This window comes from Frondihabitans peucedani (assembly GCF_039537585.1).
GTDB lineage: Bacteria > Actinomycetota > Actinomycetes > Actinomycetales > Microbacteriaceae > Frondihabitans > Frondihabitans peucedani.
Genome location: NZ_BAABAU010000003.1, coordinates 264135 through 280819 on the forward strand (window position 1 = coordinate 264135; position 16685 = coordinate 280819).

Sequence of the window (16685 nt, forward strand, 5' to 3'; positions counted from 1 at the left end):
GGCGCGTCACATTAAGGACACGACTCCCTGTCAATCCGTCCCCCGGTTCGGGGTTGTCGCGTAGGCTCGGGATGCACAGCGACGTGTCCGATACCAGAAAACCGTCGGGTCGGCCTCTCCGAGGTTCGCAGACGAACCCGAACAGCGGGTGAACAGACGATGCAGTCTCCGGCTCGAAGCCGGGACAGCCAGCACCGTCAGACGCAGTCCCGCGAGACGCAGACCGTCTGAAGCAGACCCATCAGACGCAGACCAACCACAAGGAGTCAGACCGTGAGCACCCAGATCGTCATCCTGGCAGCAGGCATGGGCACCCGCCTCGGCCGTTCCCTGCCGAAGTGCCTGACCGAGCTGGCCGACGGCCGCACCATCATGCAGCAGCAGATGGAGAACATCCGCGCCGCCTTCGGTGCCGACGTGAAGATCACCGTCGTCGTCGGCTACAAGTACGAGCACATCGTCGAGGCCTTCCCGACCGCGAGCTTCGTCTACAACGAGCAGTACGACCAGACCAACACCTCGAAGAGCCTCATGCGTGCGCTCAAGGCGACCGGCTCGTCGAGCGTGCTGTGGATGAACGGCGACGTCGTCTTCGATCCTGCGGCTCTCAAGCGCGCAGCGCCGTTCATCGCCTCCGACCAGTCGTTCGTCTCGGTGAACACCTCGAGCGTGTCCGACGAGGAGGTCAAGTACACGACCGACGCCGAGGGCTTCATCGACGAGCTCTCCAAGCAGGTCAAGCACGGTCTCGGTGAAGCCGTGGGCATCAACTTCGTGTCGAAGTCCGACAAGGCGGCTCTCGTGCGGCAGCTCGGGCGCGTCGACAACCAGGACTACTTCGAGCGCGGCATCGAGCTGGGCATCGAGCAGAATGGCCTACGCTTCGTACCGGTGGACATCTCCGACCTCTACGCCGTCGAGGTCGACTTCGCCGAAGACCTCGAGCGGGCGAACCTCTTCGTCTGACTCGGGCGCGGCACCGGCCGCCTCGCACCGCTCCGCTCCGGGAGCTTCGCGAGCGGCCCGGCTCACGGGATGTCCCTGACCGCAGGAGACACCCGTGACCGCAGTTTCTGAGAGAGCCGACACCGTCAGGCGACCCCGCGCGACCGGGTTCAAGCGGTACCGCCAGGTCCTGTGGCTGCTCACCAGCCGCGACCTCAAGGTCCGCTACTCGACGAGCGCTCTCGGCTACCTGTGGTCGATCCTCGACCCGCTGCTGATGAGCGGCATCTACTACTTCGTCTTCACGAAGGTGTTCCACCGCAACGTCGGCGAGACGCCGTACATCGTCTTCCTGCTGAGCGGCATCCTGGCCTGGCAGTGGTTCAACGGCGCCGTCTCCGACGCGACCAAGGCGTTCACCGCCGATGCGAAGCTGGTCCGCTCGACCAAGATCCCCCGGACGATCTGGGTGAACAGGATCGTGGGGTCGAAGGGCATCGAGTTCCTGTTCAGCCTGCCGGTGCTCGCGTTCTTCGCCCTGGTCACCGGCGCCCATGTGCACTGGCAGATCGTGTTCTTCCCGGTGGCGATCGTGCTCCAGGGCGTCCTGATCACCGGGCTCGGGCTGATCATCGCGCCGCTGGTGGTGTTCTTCCGCGACCTCGAGAGGGCGGTGAAGCTGATCCTGCGCTTCCTCTTCTACGCGTCGCCGATCATCTACGGCACCAAGAACCTGCCCGAGTCGTTCCATCTGGCGGCGTCGTTCAACCCCCTCAGCGGCATCTTCGGCCTGTACCGCTCCGCCTTCTTCCCCGACCAGCTCCGGGTGGGCGAGGTCGTGATCGGCGCGATCGTCTGCTTCGTCGTGCTCGCCGCCGGGATCCTGGTGTTCCGAGCCTCCGAGCGCGCCGTCCTGAAAGAGATCTGATGCCGGCGACCACCGTCTCCCCCGTCATCCGCGTCGAGAGCGCGGGAATCCGGTTCCGCCGCAACCGGCGTGCGCGGCGCTCGTTCAAAGACCTCTTCGCCGACAGCAGCCGCCGGACGAGGCCGGGCGAGTTCTGGGCTCTCCGCGACGTGTCGTTCGACGTGCAGCCGGGCGAGGCGATCGGCGTCGTCGGCCGGAACGGCCAGGGCAAGTCGACGCTCCTCAAGCTCGTCGCCGAGGTCGTCATCCCCGACGAGGGCCGGGTCGTGGTCCGCGAGGGCGTCGCTCCCCTGATCGAGATCACGGGCGGGTTCGTCGGCGATCTGAGCGTCCGCGACAACGTCTACCTGACCGCTGGCCTCCACGGGATGAGCCGGGCCGAGATCGACGCCGGCTTCGACGAGATCATCGACTTCGCCGAGATCGAGGCGTTCGTCGACACCCCGTACAAGCACCTGTCGAGCGGCATGAAGGTGCGGATCGCGTTCGCCGTGATCTCGCGCCTCGACGAGCCGATCATCCTGGTCGACGAGGTCCTCGCCGTCGGCGACCGGTCGTTCCGCGAGAAGTGCTACGCCCGCATCGAGGAGATGCTGGCAGGCGGCCGCACGCTGTTCTTCGTGTCGCACAACGAGAAGGACCTCCGCCGCTTCTGCACGCGCGGCCTCTACCTCGACCGAGGGGCACTCGTCTTCGACGGCCCCATCGATGAGGCGCTCGATCGGTACAACGCCGACCTGGCTCCCAAGACGAAGGCGTAGTGTCCGCAGGATGCGACGCCACAAGAACCAGAAGCCGGCCGACGACGCCGCCCGCCCCGGCCAGACCGACCTCGAGAGGGCTCTGCCGCTGCAGGGCGACGAGCTCCGGGCAGTCGGAACGGACCTCGGTCGCGGCGACGAAGACGACCCGCGCTGGCAGCGGAGCCTCAACCGCGTCCTGACCGTGCAGCACCCGGTGGTCGAGGCGCACGTGCGTGCGCTGCGACGCCGTCACCCCGGTCACACCCCGGCGCAGATCCTGCGGACCCTCGAGCGCGAGTACCTGACGGCCGTCACCGCCGGCGGCGCCGCGGTCGGGGCCAGCGCCGTCATCCCCGGCGTCGGCATCGGGGTCTCGCTCGCCCTGTCGGGCGTCGAGACCGCGTACTTCCTCGAGGCGAGTGCCCTCTACGCGCAGTCGGTCACGGAGGTGCACGGGATCGCCGTGTCTGATCCCGAGCGGGCTCGCACGATCGTGATGGCGATGATGCTCGGCGGTCCCGGGGCCGACCTGGTCCGTCAGCTGGCCGGCGAGGCGATCGGCAAGGGCCCGGCGCGCCAGGCCTTCTGGGGAGACCTCGTCGCTCAGCGGCTCCCCAAGGCCGCCATGTCGAGCATCTCGGACATGGTGCGCAAGAGGTTCATCGGCCGCTTCGTGAGGGCGCAGGGCGCCAGCATCGTCGGCCGCGCGATCCCCTTCGGCATCGGTGCGGTGGTCGGCGGGATCGGCAACCACACCCTCGGCCGCAAGGTCGTCTCGAGCTCCCGGTCGGCCTTCGGCCCGGCTCCGACGACGTTCCCCTCCGACCTCCCCCTCCGCGGACCCAGCCGCTGAGCAGACCCGCCTCCCCTCCCCAGGCACCCTGAACGACCCGGTTCTCCACGGTCTTCTCGTCGCTCACAGGCCTGGCGTCGCGACGTCGGACGCCCCTCCTAGGTTCGGGGCATGAGCAGTCACCCGCCGGCCTACGCCGTCCCCTTCTGGATCGATCGAGAGAACGCACCCCGCCTGTATCGCGTGGTCAACCTGGGCGATGAAGACGTCCGCGGCTTCCGCGTGTCGCTCCTCGGGCCCGGCTACCTGGTGCCGGTCTTCATCCCCCTGCTGCCTCCGGGCTCGGCCGCGACGCTGACACTGCTGGGTCTCGAGACCGGCGACGATCCTGCCCGGAGCACGGTCGCCGTCGTCAGCTGGCTCCGACCCGACGGCGAGGAGTACCTGTGGCGGTTCAGCTTCTGAGCCGGGCGCGCCAGGCGGCCGGGCGGCGGCGGCGGGAACGACAGCCGAGGGCGGGCAGGTCAACGCCCGAGGGATCAGCCCCGGCCGAGCCGCCTGCGGCGCTCGTCGACGAAGTCGGCCGCGCTGAACGCCTCCAGGAGGGGCGGCAGAGCGTCCGCTCCGATGCCGGTGACGAAGACGGCGGGATCGACCCCGAGCACCGTTCCGAGCCGCACGATGGTGTGGAGCACGGGGTTCCCGATCCCGCGCTCGATCTTGCCGTAGTTCGAGACGTTCATGCCGGCGAGGTGGGCGACCTCGTCCTGGCTGAGGCCGAGGCGCAGCCGCTCGTCGCGCACGCGCTCACCGAACAGGCGAGCGGCTTCGGAAGACGGCTGAGGCATGCCTCATGGTCGCGCCACAGGGCGCTGCAGGTCCAGACGCTCCGGGCACGGGGTGTTCATGCCTCAGGCCCGCCTGCCTCGCCGACGGCCGGGCCCGCCGAAGACGGCGCCGGGAGCGACGCGTCAGACGTCGGTGTCGTCGATCGCGAGCGTCTCGTCGCTGGCGGCACTCGTCGTCTCGTCCGGGGCGGGGAACCTCGCGTCGAACTCGTGCCAGCGGTCGACCAGGAGTCCGACGGCCTCCTCGAAGCGCTCGGTCGCGCGGCCCCTGGTCGTGTCGCCGAAGTGGTGCTCCGCCCAGAAGTCGAGCCGGGCGCGGGCCTCCTCGTCGCCCAGCACCCGCTCCACCTGCGCGACGACGTCGCCCGCCTCGTCCGCTGTCAGCCACTCGGCGGCACCGAGGTAGCCGCCCTCGTCGACGTCGGCCTCGGGCGACACCGGACGGCAGACCAGCAGCGGCCGCCCGGTCGCGAGGCGGTCGTAGACCATCGCCGAGATGTCCGTGATCGCGACGTCGGCGGCGGCGAGCTGCCAGCCGAGGTCGGGGCCGTCGTCGTAGACGTGGCCCGCCCCCGGATCCCGGCGGTTCGCCTCCTCGAGGGCTCTCACGGTCGCCTCGTGGGCCGCCCGGTACGCCGGGTCGACCACGCCGCTGCGCGGGTGCGGGCGGTAGACGACGCGGTGCCGACCCGTCGCGAGAAGGGCCGGCACGAGGGCTGCGTGGCTGGCGATCGAGCCGTAGGCCGCCGCCGGACGGTCGCCCTCCCAGGTCGGGGCGTACAGCACCACGAGGCGCTCGTCGGGGGTGTAGGGCAGCCTGCCCTCGAAGTGGTCGGCCTGGGGGCGCCCGATCATGATGGCGCGCGTGTCGAGGTCGTAGTCCCACAGCTTCGACCCGAGCCGCTGCAGCGCGGCCTTGCCGGCGACGAAGGCGTAGTCGTACGCCTTGAACTGGTTCGTCGTCATGTACATCTTGTCGCTCTCGCCGTGGTTGACGAACACGTGCCACATGCGGCCGTAGCGCATCATCTGGAAGTTGCGGGAGTTCTGGTTGACGTACAGCGTCATCGCGACGGGGTTCGACTCGACGAACGCCTCGAGGTCGACCACCTGCCGCGCGTACACCACGGGCACCGACGACTCGTCGAGCAGCGCGAGCATGGTCGCGGGGCTCCGGACGACGATCGCGACCGACCTCGTCTTCGCGAGGTGCTCCAGGGGGCCGTACCACTGCCGGATCTGGTAGAGGTTCACCGGCCCGTCGGCGAAGTAGACGGCGACCTGCACCGTGCCGGGCCGTGGCGCTTTGGCGCTCGTGTCGCGCGAGGCCAGGGTGCGGCGGTTGACGCGCGAGGTCCAGGCTCGCTTGACCAGGCCGTAGGCGAGACCGAGGTCACGGGTGAGGGGCACGAGACGTTCTCCGTTCTGAGGGTTCTGCTGCTGGTGTCGAGCGGCGGGGGTGGTCGGCCACCACGACGCTCAGAGCAGGGGCGGTCGTCCTGCCCGAGCCATCCGCACCACTGTGCCCCACCCCATCGAGCGGCGTCCGCCCGGCGATGTCGCCCAGCCCTCCCGGAAGCCCGCGAACCAGGGCCGCAGCCGGTCCGGGCGCCGCGCCCAGCGGAGCACCTGCACCGCTGTCCACGATGCCACGTAGACGGGCACGAGGGGCCAGGGCAGGTTCCGCTTCGCCAGCCAGACGCGGTTGCGGGCGTTCAGCCGGTAGTACTGGCTGTGCCGCGCAGGATCGATCGAGGGGTGGTGCGCGACGAGGTCACCCGCGTACCACACGCGCTTCCCCTGAGCCCACACCCGCCAGGCGAGCTCGATCCCCTCGTGAGCGTAGAAGTACGGCTCGCCCCACCCGCCGCACGCGTCGAAGACAGGGCGCGGGAGGAGCGTCGCCCCCTCCCACACCGAGAAGACGTCGCTCGAGTCGGTCGCCGAGCCCTTGCGGAGGCGCGGGATCCAGCGCCTCGGGTCGCCCGCACCGGCGGGGTCGGTGACCCGCGGCTGGAGCAGGCCGATGTCGCCGCTCGCCACGAGCATCCTGACGGCGTCGGCGAGGAAGGTCGTCGACGCGAGCGCCGCGTCGTCGTCCAGGAAGAAGACGTAGTCGCCCCGCACCTGGTCGGCGCCCCGGTTGCGTCCGGCGGGGATGCCGGCGTTCTCCGGCAGGACGAGCCGCCGCACGCCGGCGGGCAGTGCGCCGGGGTCGGCGCCGTTGCCGACGCAGACGATGTCGAGCTCGACGTCCTCCTGCGCGAGGACCGACGCGATACCGCGGGCGAGGTCGTCGGGGCGGCGCCCCTGGGTGAGACTGACCACGCCGATCGAGGGCCGCCTCGCGGGCTCGGTCAGGAGCGCACCCGCTTCGACGACATGATGGCCACGAAGTGCCCGACCAGCGCCAGGAACGACAGCGGCAGGAGCACGCTGAGCAGGAAGCGGTCGGCCGTGACCTGGCCGACGGCCAGCCCGATCAGCGACACGACGAAGATGATGATCGTCATCTCGACCGAGTGGTACAGCCGGTGGAACGGCACGAAGCGCGCCGCGCTGCGGAGCCGGGCCAGCAGGCGCCCGCTCGGCACCGTCACTCCCCCGCGCTTGTCCTCGAGCTTCGTCAGGCCGGCGTTCGCCCTGGCGACGTGGACCATGTCGTTCAGGGCCTTGTTCAGCACGATGATCAGGGCGAGAGCGAGACCGAGGGTCGTCCAGAGGAAGTCTGCCGGCGTCTGGAACGGGAACCCGGCCGCCCGGATGCCGAGCATGACCGGGATCAGCGCCTCGGTCGTGTAGTGCCCGACCTTGTCCAGAAAGACCCCGGCGGGCGACGACGAGCCGCGCCACCGGGCGACCTCGCCGTCGCAGCAGTCGATGAGCATCTGCAGCTGGCCCAGCACGAGTGCCAGGGCCGGGCCGGCGATGCCGGGGATCAGGAGCGAGAAGGCCGTGGCCCAGCCCGCCAGGATCATGAAGCCCGTCACGCCGTTCGCCGTGATCGACGTCTTCAGGAACACCCAGGTGAGGTACGGCGAGAGGTCGCGCAGGTACAGCGACGCGGTCCAGTGCTCGGCGTTCGCCCTGCTCCGCACCTCCGGCGGCTGCGCGACGCGCCTCAGCTCGGCGATCGAGGAGGGTCGAGTGGTGGTCGGATGGGTCATCGTTACCTTCCGACGTGCTCGGTGATGTTCTTGGTCAGCTTCGAGAAGCCCGCGACGAAGCCGAGGCCCCAGCCGAAGTGGATGCACGGCAAGACTACGAGAAACCACAGCTTGGTCGGGGCGTCTTCGGCGCGCGCCGACGTCACCGTCGCGGCCACCACGAAGAGGGCGTAGACGGCGGGCACGGCGAAGCCGACGAGCAGCCAGGCGAGGCCCGTGCCGAGGACCGCCCCGACGACGCCGACCAGGCCGACGACGAGTCCGAGCCCTACTCCCAGCACCATGACGGGCGGCACCAGGTACCGTAGCGAGTTCGAGAACGCGAAGCGCCGGACGAGCTCGCCCCGCCAGATGCCGGTGGCGACGAACTGCCGGACGAGCTTCTTCAGGCTCGGCCGGGGCCGGTAGGTGACCGTCAGCTCGGGCGTGAACCAGACCGTCCCTCCCGTCGCCCGGAGGCGCCGGTTGAGCTCCCAGTCCTGACCGCGCTTGATGTTCTCGTCGAAGAGGCCGACCTCGATCAGGCGGTGCCTCTGGAAGACGCCGAGGTAGGCCGTCTCGGCCGGGCCCTCCTTGCCGCCCACGTGGTGCGGGGTGCCGCCCAGGCCGACGCGGCTGCCGTACGCGCGGGCGACGGCCTTCTCGAACGGCGTGCGGCCCTCGGCGTGCATGATGCCACCGACGTTGTCGGCGCCGCTCCGCAGCAGGGTCTCGACGGCGATCCGGGTGTAGTCGCGGGGCAGCACCGAGTGCGCGTCGACGCGCACGGTGACCGGGTACTGCGAGGCCAGGATCGCGACGTTCAGGCCGGCCGGGGTCGAGCCGACGGGATTCGGGATGCTCCGGATGCGGTCGTCGAGCGCCGCCATCTCGGCGACCACCTCGTCGGTGCCGTCGATGCTGGGCCCCAGGGCCAGGATGACTTCGAAGGGGCCCTCGTGATCCTGCGCGATGAGGCTCTCGACGGCGGACCGGATGTCGCGCACCTCGTTGAGCACGGGCATGACGTAGGACACACCGACGGTGCGGCTGTCTCTGGAGGTCATGTGATCCTGTGGCGTCGGGAGGGCGGGCGGCCGTGTGCTGGCCGCGGAGATCCGGACGAGCTTACCAGGCCGGATCAGCCCTTCAGGGTGCCCAGGGTCACCGTCGCGGAGCGGGTGCTGCCGTCGCGGATGTACGTGAGCGAGCCCGTCGCGCCGCCCGACAGCGTGCGGACCTGGGCGGTCAGGTCGGTCGCCCCGGTGACCGCGTTGCCGTCGAACTCGGTGACGACGTCGCCGGCGCGGAGACCCGCCCTCTCGGCTGCGCCGCTCGACGTGAGCGACTTGATCAGGGCGCCCGTGTGCGACGCCGTGGTGTCGCTGGTGGCGTCGTCGACCGAGGCGCCGAGGAGGCCGTGGGTGGCCGAGCCGGTCTTCTTGATGTCGTCGGCGACCCGCTTGACGAGGTTCGCCGGGATCGAGAAGCCGACGCCGATGCTGCCCGACTGCGTGCTGCTGTCGCTCGACTGGCCCGCGCTCGCGATGGCGACGTTGATGCCGATCAGCCGGCCCTTCGCGTCGAGGAGCGCCCCGCCGGAGTTGCCGGGGTTGATCGACGCGTCGGTCTGGATGACCGGGAGCGAGATGAGGTTGCTCGTCTGCGGCGTGCTGCCGGAGCCGTTGTCGAAGCTGAACGGGCCCTGGCCGTTGTTGTCCTGGCCGTCGCTCGAGTCGCCGCCGTTGTCGGGCACGGCCGACGAGGCGACCGAGATGCTGCGGTTGAGCGTCGAGACGATGCCGTCGGTGACCGTGTTCGAGAGGCCGAGCGGTGCGCCGATGGCGACGGCGGTGTCGCCGACGTTGAGCTTCGACGAGTCGGCGAAGTCGATCGGCGTGAGGCCCGACGCGTCGATCTTGACGACCGCGAGGTCGACCAGAGGGTCGGTGCCGACGATCTTGCCGGAGTAGATGCGGCCGCTCGAGGTCGTGACGCGGACCGTGCCGGTCGCGCTGGCACCATCGAGGGTCACGACGTGGGTGTTGGTGACGATGTAGCCGTCGGAGGTCAGGACGACGCCGGAGCCGGTGCCGGCGGACGTGCCGGACGACACGTCGATGGTGACGACGGAGGGGGTCGCCTTGGAGGCGACGGCCGTGACGATCGTGGCGTCGTCGTAGTGGCCGATGGTGAGGTTCGACGGGGTGCCGCCCTCGGCGGTGACGTTCCGGCCGCCGAGGAGCGCGTAGCCGCCCGTGGCGACGAGCGCGCCGATGACGGCGGCGACCACGGCGACGGCGACGAGCGCTCCGAGACCGCGGCGGCGGGGCCTCGGCGCGACGGGGGCGGACCACCCGGGTGTGGAGCCGTCTGCGGCGCCGGCCGACGCGGTGCCGTAGCCGTCTCCGGAGCCGTCCTGGCCGTAGCCGCCCTGCGAGAGGCCGTTGAACGCGGACGAGTTCGACCCGGCGTAGGCCGCATGGTCGAGCGACGCCGGAGCGCGACGGAATCCGTCGCCGGTCGCGGTGGAGCCGGTGTCGGAGGCCGCTTCGGCCTGCGACTCGGACAGCGGCACCGGCGCCTCGCTCGGCAGCGGCGGAGCGCCGACCGGAGCAGAGGGGTACGGAAGCGTCGCCTGGGGCTCCGTGGGCTGGGAGTCGGTCGGTCGGGCCTCGCTGGGCCTGGTCTCGGCGGGCCCGGCCTCGGCGGGCTCGACCGTCGGCTGCTCGCCCGTCTGCCGGGAGTCGGCGTGCGGGGCCTGCCAGCCGCCGAAGCGGTCGTCGTCGGTGCCAGGGGTCTCGGTCATGCGCGAGTGCTCCTTCCAAGCCTCACCGTCACTCGCCGCGGCCGGTGAGCCGGTCGGGGAGCCCGGGAGCGATCCGGTCTCACATCATAGGCGGGCACCGTAAGGGGCAGCCGTGAACGGAGGTACGGTGTGAGGACACCCCGCCGAGCGCACGAGGACACGATGACGACACTCGCCCCCTGGGAGCGCGCCGCGCGCGGCGCGATGCTCCTCGACTCCCACGGAACCCTCGCCCCGACGATCTTCGCCGAGATGTCGGCGCTGGCCGCGTCGACGTCGAGCATCAACCTCGGGCAGGGCTTCCCCGACGAGGACGGCCCGGTCGAGGTGCTCGAAGCGGCGAGGAAGGCCATCACAGACGGCGCCAACCAGTACCCGCCCGGGCGGGGCGTGCCGATCCTGCTCGAGGCGATAGCGGCTCACCAGGAGCGCTTCTACGGTCTGCGGCCCGATCCGGGGAGCGAGGTCCTCGTGACGGCCGGCGCGACGGAGGCGATCGCAGCGACCCTCCTCGCGCTGGTCGACGCCGGCGACGAGGTCGTCACGCTCGAGCCCTTCTACGACTCCTACGGCGCCGTCATCGGCCTGGCCCGAGGCGAGCACCGGACCGTGCCGCTCCGGGGGCCGAACTTCACCGTCGACCACGACGATCTGCGGCGCGCGATCACCGACCGGACGCGCGTGATCCTGCTCAACGACCCGCACAACCCGACCGGCACCGTGCTCGACCCGGCCACGAGGGCGCTCATCGTCGAGCTGGCCGAGCGGCACGACGCGGTCATCGTGTCGGACGAGGTCTACGAGCACCTGCTCTTCGACGGCCGGAAGCACGTCCCCATCGCCACCCTCCCCGGCGCAGGATCACGCACGGTCACCATCTCGTCGGGCGGCAAGACGTTCTCGACCACCGGCTGGAAGATCGGCTGGCTCACCGCTCCGGCGACGCTGGTGTCGCAGATCCTGGCGGTGAAGCAGTTCTTGACCTACGTGAACGGTTCGCCGTTCCAGCCGGCGATCGCGGTCGGCCTGGGCCTCCCCGACGCCTACTTCACCGGGATCGCGGCGACCCTCGAGCGCAAGCGCGACCTGCTCGAGTCGGGGCTCCGGTCGGCGGGCTTCGAGGTCTCGCACCCGGCCGGCTCGTACTTCGTCGTGGCCGATGCCGCGCCCCTCGGCTTCGACGACGCTGTCGACCTCTGCCGCCGCCTCCCGGCCCTGGCGGGCGTCGTCGGCGTGCCGATCAGCGCCTTCTGCCACGCCGACCTCGCCGCCGAGCTGCGGTCGAGGGTGCGGTTCGCTTTCTGCAAGCGCACGGAGGTGCTCGAGAGGGCCTCCGCGCAGCTCGCAGCGCTGCGGGCCTAGGCGGACGCGCTGCGCGGCACCACGCCGAACCGCCGCAGCGCCAGCGACGGATTCACCCGGCGGACGCCCTCGAGCCGGTCGCGGCGGAGCTCCGCCACGGCGATCCCCCGCTCGTCGCCGATGGTCGCGATCTCGACACCCGACGGGTCGACGATCATGCTGTTGCCGACCCCGACCGGCGGAGTGTGGTCGGCGGCGGCCACATAGACCGTGTTCTCGATGGCGCGCGCCGTGACCAGGGTGCGCCAGTGGTGCTCCTTGAGCGGGCCGCGCACCCACTCGGCCGGCAGCAGGACGACCTCCACGCCGGCGTCGACGAGCAGCCGCGTCACCTCCGGGAACCGGACGTCGTAGCAGGTCTGCAGGCCGACCGTGAAGCCGTCGACGTCGAAGGTCTCGGGCTGCTCGATCCCGCCCGCCTCGACCCAGTCGGACTCGCGCTGACCGAACGCGTCGTAGAGGTGCAGCTTGCGGTAGGTCGCCTCGAGCGCTCCGGTCGGGGACACGGCGACGAGGGTGTTCGAGAAGCGGTCGGTGCCGGCGACGGCGACGAGGCCCGCGACGACGTGGAGATCGAGGCGCCGCGCGATCCTGCCGAGGCCTGTCACGAACGGCCCGTCGAGAGGCTCGGCCGCTTCGACGAAGCGCGGGCCGAGGTCCTTCTCGAAGAACGACGAGTACTCGGGGAACACCACCACGCGAGCACCGCGATCAGCGGCACGAGACGCGAGCTCGTCGATCGAGGCGAGATTCTCGGCAGGATCGGAGGTGGGCGCGAACTGCGCGACGGCGACCAGGATGCTCTCGCTCATGTCGTCACCCTAACCGCCCGTCACCGGAGCGGGTCGCTCAGGCCGAGGCTCCACACGGCGACGCCCCCGAGGTGCAGCTTCTTCGCGTAGGCCGTGCGGGCGGCGTAGGTCTTCGCGTCGGACCACCAGAGGACGGTCCCGTTCTTCAGGGTCGCGTGCCACTCGAGCTGCCGGGCGTCCCACACCGGGCTCACGTGGTCTCTCGCCGCGAGCGCGCGGGCGCCGGAGTCGGAGACCTGGACGCCGTCGCCGTGCTTCGGCCAGGTGTACCCGTACCCGGCGACGCCGAGCTGGATCCTGCCCGCCGGCACGGCCTTGAGCACCGGCGCGAGCGAGGATGCGACCCACGGCTGCCCGCCGACCGGCCCCGCCGTCGTCCAGGTGGGGCCGTGCTGGTCGTAGGCCATGAGCACGACGTGGTCGGCCGCGTTGGCCAGCCCCTCGAGGTCGTAGCCCTCGGCCGCGTAGTCGTCGGGCGTCGCCATGAGGCAGATCGAGACGCTCTTCGAGGCGCCCAGCCGCCACTTCAGCTTGGCGACGAGGTCGGTGAGCTGAGCAGGATGCCGCGGCGTCAGGCTCTCGAGGTCGACCGTGACGCCGTCCCACCCGTGCGCCTTCACCTCGGACGCGAGCCGGTTCACCACGGTGGTGATGTTCGCGGGCGATCCGAGGAGGCGGTCGCCGATCGCCGGCGAGAAGTCGCCGAGCGCTCCGTCGAAGTTGCCGACCAGGAGCTCCGCCTTCTTCTTCTGCGCGTGGGCGCTCTCGAGGAGCGACAGGGCCTCCGGGGCGACCGGCGTCAGCCCGGAGCCGTTGGACGTGACGTTGATGCCGTCGACGCCGACGGTCGTGACAGCCCTGCTGCTGGCCTGCAGCTGCTTCGCGGTCGTGCTGCCGGCCTCGGCGTAGCCGACGACCTGGAGCCGGGCTTTTGCGGGCGTGGACGGGGTCGCGGCGAGCGCCTGCGATGCGACGAGGCCGCCGCCGAGGAGGGCTGCCGCCGTGATCGCGGCGGTGACGGCGAGACGGGTGCGCATCCGGTCAGCCTACGGCGTGGCGCGGCGTGGTCCGGCGGGCGGTCGATCGGCGGGCGGTCGATCGGCGGCCAGGATCGGCGTGCCTCGCGACCCGGGCGACCCCGGAAAGGCGAAAGGCCCCCGACCAGCAGTTGCTGATCAGGGGCCTTTCTCTTGTTGCGGGGGCAGGATTTGAACCTACGACCTCTGGGTTATGAGCCCAGCGAGCTACCGAACTGCTCCACCCCGCGGCACAAGAAATGACTCTAGCACGGGGTCTCGCCTCGGTCCAATCGAGGCCGATCGGCGCCTACTGCGAGGCCTTCACAGCAGCCTCGAGCGCCGACTGCAGCTTCGCGTCGGCCTCCGCGGCCGCCACGAGGTCGTTCTTCGCGTAGGCGGCCTTGCGCTCCGTCAGGGCCGACTGTGCGTCTGCGAGCGCCTGCTTGAGAGCCGGGCTCTGCGAGCCGGACCCGGTGCTGGTGCCGGTGTTCGTCCCGGTCCCCGTGCCAGAGCCTGTGCCGGTACCGGTGCCGCCGCCGGTCGTCCCGCCGCCGACGCCGGCATCACCGGTCGTCGCCCCCGAGTCGCCGCCGAAGAGGTCGTCGAGGGCCTCCTTCAGGGTGTCCTCGAACGCGATCTTGTCGCCGAACGAGACGAGGATCTTCTGCAGGATCGGGTACGACGTGTCGGAGGTCGACTGGACGTAGACGGGCTGCACGTAGAGCAGACCGCCGCCGACGGGCAGGGTCAGCAGGTTTCCGCGCTTCACCTGCGTGTCGCCGCGCGCCAGGATGTTCAGCACGTTCGCGACCGTGGAGTCGGCGTTGAAGTTCGCCTGCACCTGGCCGGGGCCCGGCACGTTGTCGGTCTTCGGGAGCGTGAGCAGCGTCAGCTTGCCGTAGCTCTTCGAGATCGACCCCTTGGTGTCTCCCGCGTCGGAGTTGGCCGCGAGGTAGCCGGTCAGCACGTTCCGCGGGTTCGACTCGTTGACCTGCTGCGGGATGTACGTCGTGTAGAGCTGGAACGCGGCATCCTGCTTCGGCAGCTTCATCGTGAGGTAGTACGGCGGCTGCAGCGAGGTGTCGCCGCTCGTCTTCGTCGGCTCGTTCGGCGTGGTCCACGCGTCGTCGCCGTTGTAGAAGGAGCCCGGGTCGGTCACGTGGTAGGTGCCGAGGACCTCGCGCTGCACCTTGAAGAGGTCTTCGGGGTAGCGCACATGGCTAAGCAGCGTGCCGCTCATGTCGGCCATCGGCTTCACCGTGGAGGGGAACACCTTCTGCCAGGTCTCGAGGATCGGGTCGGTCTTGTCCCAGGCGTACAGCGTGACCTTGCCCGAGTACGCGTCGACCGTCGCCTTCACCGAGTTGCGGATGTAGTTGATCTGGTCGGTCGCGTACGCCGGCGCCGGCGTGTACGTGTCGGCGATGGACGTCGACAGGCTGCGCTGAGCCGAGTACGGGTACTGGTCGCTCGTCGTGTAGCCGTCGACGATCCAGACGACCTTGCCGTTGACGACCGCGGGATACGGGTCGCTGTCGAGCGTGAGGTACGGCGCGACCTTCTGGACTCGGGTCGACGGGTCGCGGTCGTAAAGGATCTGCGACTTCGAGTTGACCGCGTCGGAGAGGAAGATCTGCTCCGACTGGAACTTGATCGCGTAGATGAGCTTCTTGAAGGCGTTGTCGAGCTTCGGCCCGCCGTTGCCCGCATAGGTGGTCTGAGCGTTGTTGCCGTTGTCGTCGTTGCCGGACGGGTAGTCGAGCTCGACCTTGTTGAGGCCGCTGCCGCCGACGATCGAGTACTGCGGGCCCTGCTCGCCGAAGTAGATGCGGGGCTGGTAGTTCTTCGCGGTGCCGAGCGCTCCCTTGACGGGGATGCCCGACTCGAGGAACACCGGCTGGCCGTCGGCCGAGCGCTGGTTGCCGTAGGCCGCGACGACGCCGTAGCCGTGCGTGTACACGAACGTCGAGTTGTAGGGGTTGTTCGAGGAGCCCAGCCCGGTCTGGTTGAGCTCGCGGACCGCGATCACGACGTCCTGGACCTTGCCGTCGATCTTGTAGCGGTCGACGTCGAGCTTGTCGGGGAACGCGTAGTACTGGCGGTACTGCTGGAGTTGAGCGAAGGCGTCGGTGACGAGCGACGGGTCGATGATCCTGATGTTCTCGGTGGTCGTCGCGTCGTTGGCGAGCGCGCCCTTCGAGGCCGTCGACTTCGCGTCGTAGTTCGACTCCTTGACCTCGGCCACGCCGTACGCCGTTCTCGTCGCCTTGATGTTCTTCTCGATGTAGCTCGACTCGACGCTCTTCGCCGACGGGTCGACGGTGAAGCGCTGCACGATCCACGGGTAGACGGCCCCGATCAGGAGGCTGATCACGATGAGCAGCGCGGTGCCGATGATCGGCAGGCGCCACCGCCCGATGACGGCCGTGACGATGAACAGGATGGCGACGACGGCTGCGGCGTAGGCCAGGATCTGCTTGGCCGGGATGCCTGCGACCACGTCGGTGTAGGTCGCACCGGTCAGGAGCTTGTTGGAGCCGTCGGTCAGGGTCGCGTACTGGTCGAGCCAGAGGCTGACGGCCTGGAGGCCGATGTAGACCGCCGCGGTGACCGCGATCTGGATGCGGGCCACGCGGGAGATCCGCACCTCGCGGCCGGAGAAGCGGAGCGCGCCGTACAGGTAGCTCGTGGCGAGTGCCGCGATGGCCGACAGGAGGACCACGGCCGACGCGAACCCGACGAGCCCCTGGTAGAAGGGCAGCGAGAAGACGTAGAAGCCGATGTCGAGGTGGAACTGCGGGTCGGTCTTGCCGAACGGCGTGCGGTTGAGGAACTGCAGGATCATCGACCAGTGGCTGGACGCGGCGATCCCGCCGAAGAGGCCGAGCACGATCGGGATGCCGAGCATGACCGTGCGGCGGAGGGGCTCGATGACCTGCTGGTAGCGGTCGAGCTGGGAGTTGAGCTTCGCGTACACCGGGCGGAACCGGAACGCGATGTCGATGCTGACGAACACCGGCACCGCCATGCCGAGGAACCCGATGAAGAACAGCGCCGTGCCCGTGATCCACTGGGTCATGATGACGCGGGTGAACCCGAGCTGCTGGTACCACAGGTAGTCGGTCGCGAGGCCCGCGAAGATGAAGAACAGGATGACGAGCGCGGCGAGGATGCCGATCGTCACGAGGATGGGGACGCGCGGCGACCGTCGACCCGGGCGGACCGGACCAGACGACGCTGTGGCAGAGGAAGTCAAGAGGCTGCTCCTGGCTCGGGGAGA

At 70.0% G+C, this 16685-nt stretch carries 15 protein-coding genes and 1 tRNA gene; 6 read left to right on the forward strand and 10 right to left on the reverse strand.

The annotated features are described in order from the left end of the window. The first annotated feature begins 273 nt into the window (after positions 1-273). The 5 genes from ABD733_RS12695 (at position 274) to ABD733_RS12715 (ending at position 3874) form a co-directional block, all read left to right on the forward strand. Positions 274-966, forward strand: coding sequence for a phosphocholine cytidylyltransferase family protein (locus ABD733_RS12695; RefSeq protein WP_344796754.1), 693 nt, complete (start codon positions 274-276; stop codon positions 964-966). 94 nt (positions 967-1060) lie between these two features. Beyond that, positions 1061-1873, forward strand: a complete 813-nt coding sequence (locus ABD733_RS12700; protein WP_344796756.1) for an ABC transporter permease — start codon at positions 1061-1063, stop codon at positions 1871-1873. After that, entirely contained in the window at positions 1873-2634 is a 762-nt protein-coding gene (locus tag ABD733_RS12705; RefSeq protein ID WP_344796758.1) for an ABC transporter ATP-binding protein, read from the forward strand. Before ABD733_RS12700 ends, ABD733_RS12705 begins: the two co-directional genes overlap by 1 nt. Before the next feature lie 10 nt (positions 2635-2644). Further along, on the forward strand, positions 2645-3469 hold the full coding sequence (locus ABD733_RS12710; RefSeq protein WP_344796760.1) for a hypothetical protein: 825 nt from the start codon (positions 2645-2647) through the stop codon (positions 3467-3469). A 111-nt stretch (positions 3470-3580) separates the two neighbouring features. Beyond that, positions 3581-3874, forward strand: a complete 294-nt coding sequence (locus tag ABD733_RS12715) for a hypothetical protein (protein ID WP_344796762.1) — start codon at positions 3581-3583, stop codon at positions 3872-3874. A 74-nt stretch (positions 3875-3948) separates the two neighbouring features. Here ABD733_RS12715 and ABD733_RS12720 read toward each other — a convergent pair whose 3' ends face one another. The 6 genes from ABD733_RS12720 to ABD733_RS12745 form a co-directional block, all read right to left on the reverse strand. Next, positions 3949-4257 carry a helix-turn-helix domain-containing protein gene (locus ABD733_RS12720; protein WP_344796764.1) on the reverse strand — a complete coding sequence of 103 codons (309 nt, stop codon included), beginning with the start codon at positions 4255-4257 and terminating at the stop codon, positions 3949-3951. Positions 4258-4380: 123 nt separating this feature from the next. Further along, on the reverse strand, positions 4381-5667 hold the full coding sequence (locus ABD733_RS12725) for a CDP-glycerol glycerophosphotransferase family protein (protein WP_425552917.1): 1287 nt from the start codon (positions 5665-5667) through the stop codon (positions 4381-4383). Between the two features lie 69 nt (positions 5668-5736). Then, entirely contained in the window at positions 5737-6591 is an 855-nt protein-coding gene (locus ABD733_RS12730; protein WP_425552925.1) for a glycosyltransferase family 2 protein, read from the reverse strand. Positions 6592-6614: 23 nt separating this feature from the next. Next, entirely contained in the window at positions 6615-7424 is an 810-nt protein-coding gene (locus tag ABD733_RS12735; protein ID WP_344796768.1) for a CDP-alcohol phosphatidyltransferase family protein, read from the reverse strand. A gap of 2 nt (positions 7425-7426) precedes the next feature. Then, entirely contained in the window at positions 7427-8470 is a 1044-nt protein-coding gene (locus ABD733_RS12740) for a glycosyltransferase family 2 protein (RefSeq protein WP_344796770.1), read from the reverse strand. A gap of 74 nt (positions 8471-8544) precedes the next feature. Next, positions 8545-10212, reverse strand: coding sequence for a S1C family serine protease (locus ABD733_RS12745; RefSeq protein WP_344796772.1), 1668 nt, complete (start codon positions 10210-10212; stop codon positions 8545-8547). A 162-nt stretch (positions 10213-10374) separates the two neighbouring features. Here ABD733_RS12745 and ABD733_RS12750 point away from each other — a divergent pair, with 162 nt between their 5' ends. Next, positions 10375-11574 (forward strand): aminotransferase class I/II-fold pyridoxal phosphate-dependent enzyme, encoded by a 1200-nt coding sequence (locus ABD733_RS12750; RefSeq protein ID WP_344796774.1) that lies wholly within the window; start codon positions 10375-10377, stop codon positions 11572-11574. On the opposite strand, the gene ABD733_RS12755 is transcribed toward ABD733_RS12750, so the two are convergent. The 4 genes from ABD733_RS12755 to ABD733_RS12770 all read right to left on the reverse strand — a co-directional run bounded on the left by ABD733_RS12755 (position 11571) and on the right by ABD733_RS12770 (position 16589). After that, complete coding sequence (locus ABD733_RS12755) at positions 11571-12386, reverse strand: carbon-nitrogen hydrolase family protein (RefSeq protein ID WP_344796775.1); 816 nt, start codon at positions 12384-12386, stop codon at positions 11571-11573. The genes ABD733_RS12750 and ABD733_RS12755 overlap by 4 nt on opposite strands. Before the next feature lie 20 nt (positions 12387-12406). After that, positions 12407-13423 (reverse strand): glycosyl hydrolase family 18 protein, encoded by a 1017-nt coding sequence (locus tag ABD733_RS12760; RefSeq protein ID WP_344796777.1) that lies wholly within the window; start codon positions 13421-13423, stop codon positions 12407-12409. Between the two features lie 156 nt (positions 13424-13579). Beyond that, positions 13580-13653 (reverse strand) — tRNA-Met (locus ABD733_RS12765). A gap of 59 nt (positions 13654-13712) precedes the next feature. Beyond that, a complete protein-coding gene (locus ABD733_RS12770; RefSeq protein ID WP_344796779.1) occupies positions 13713-16589 on the reverse strand; it encodes a UPF0182 family membrane protein in 2877 nt (958 codons plus the stop codon). Between the last annotated feature and the right edge of the window lie 96 nt (positions 16590-16685).

Coding starts and splice junctions, on each gene's coding strand:
- ABD733_RS12705 (WP_344796758.1), top strand. CDS start 1,873: ATGCCGGCGACCACCGTCTCCCCCGTCATCCGCGTCGAGAGCGCGGGA.
- ABD733_RS12710 (WP_344796760.1), top strand. CDS start 2,645: ATGCGACGCCACAAGAACCAGAAGCCGGCCGACGACGCCGCCCGCCCC.
- ABD733_RS12715 (WP_344796762.1), top strand. CDS start 3,581: ATGAGCAGTCACCCGCCGGCCTACGCCGTCCCCTTCTGGATCGATCGA.
- ABD733_RS12720 (WP_344796764.1), bottom strand. CDS start 4,257: ATGCCTCAGCCGTCTTCCGAAGCCGCTCGCCTGTTCGGTGAGCGCGTG.
- ABD733_RS12735 (WP_344796768.1), bottom strand. CDS start 7,424: ATGACCCATCCGACCACCACTCGACCCTCCTCGATCGCCGAGCTGAGG.
- ABD733_RS12740 (WP_344796770.1), bottom strand. CDS start 8,470: ATGACCTCCAGAGACAGCCGCACCGTCGGTGTGTCCTACGTCATGCCC.
- ABD733_RS12745 (WP_344796772.1), bottom strand. CDS start 10,212: ATGACCGAGACCCCTGGCACCGACGACGACCGCTTCGGCGGCTGGCAG.
- ABD733_RS12750 (WP_344796774.1), top strand. CDS start 10,375: ATGACGACACTCGCCCCCTGGGAGCGCGCCGCGCGCGGCGCGATGCTC.
- ABD733_RS12755 (WP_344796775.1), bottom strand. CDS start 12,386: ATGAGCGAGAGCATCCTGGTCGCCGTCGCGCAGTTCGCGCCCACCTCC.
- ABD733_RS12760 (WP_344796777.1), bottom strand. CDS start 13,423: ATGCGCACCCGTCTCGCCGTCACCGCCGCGATCACGGCGGCAGCCCTC.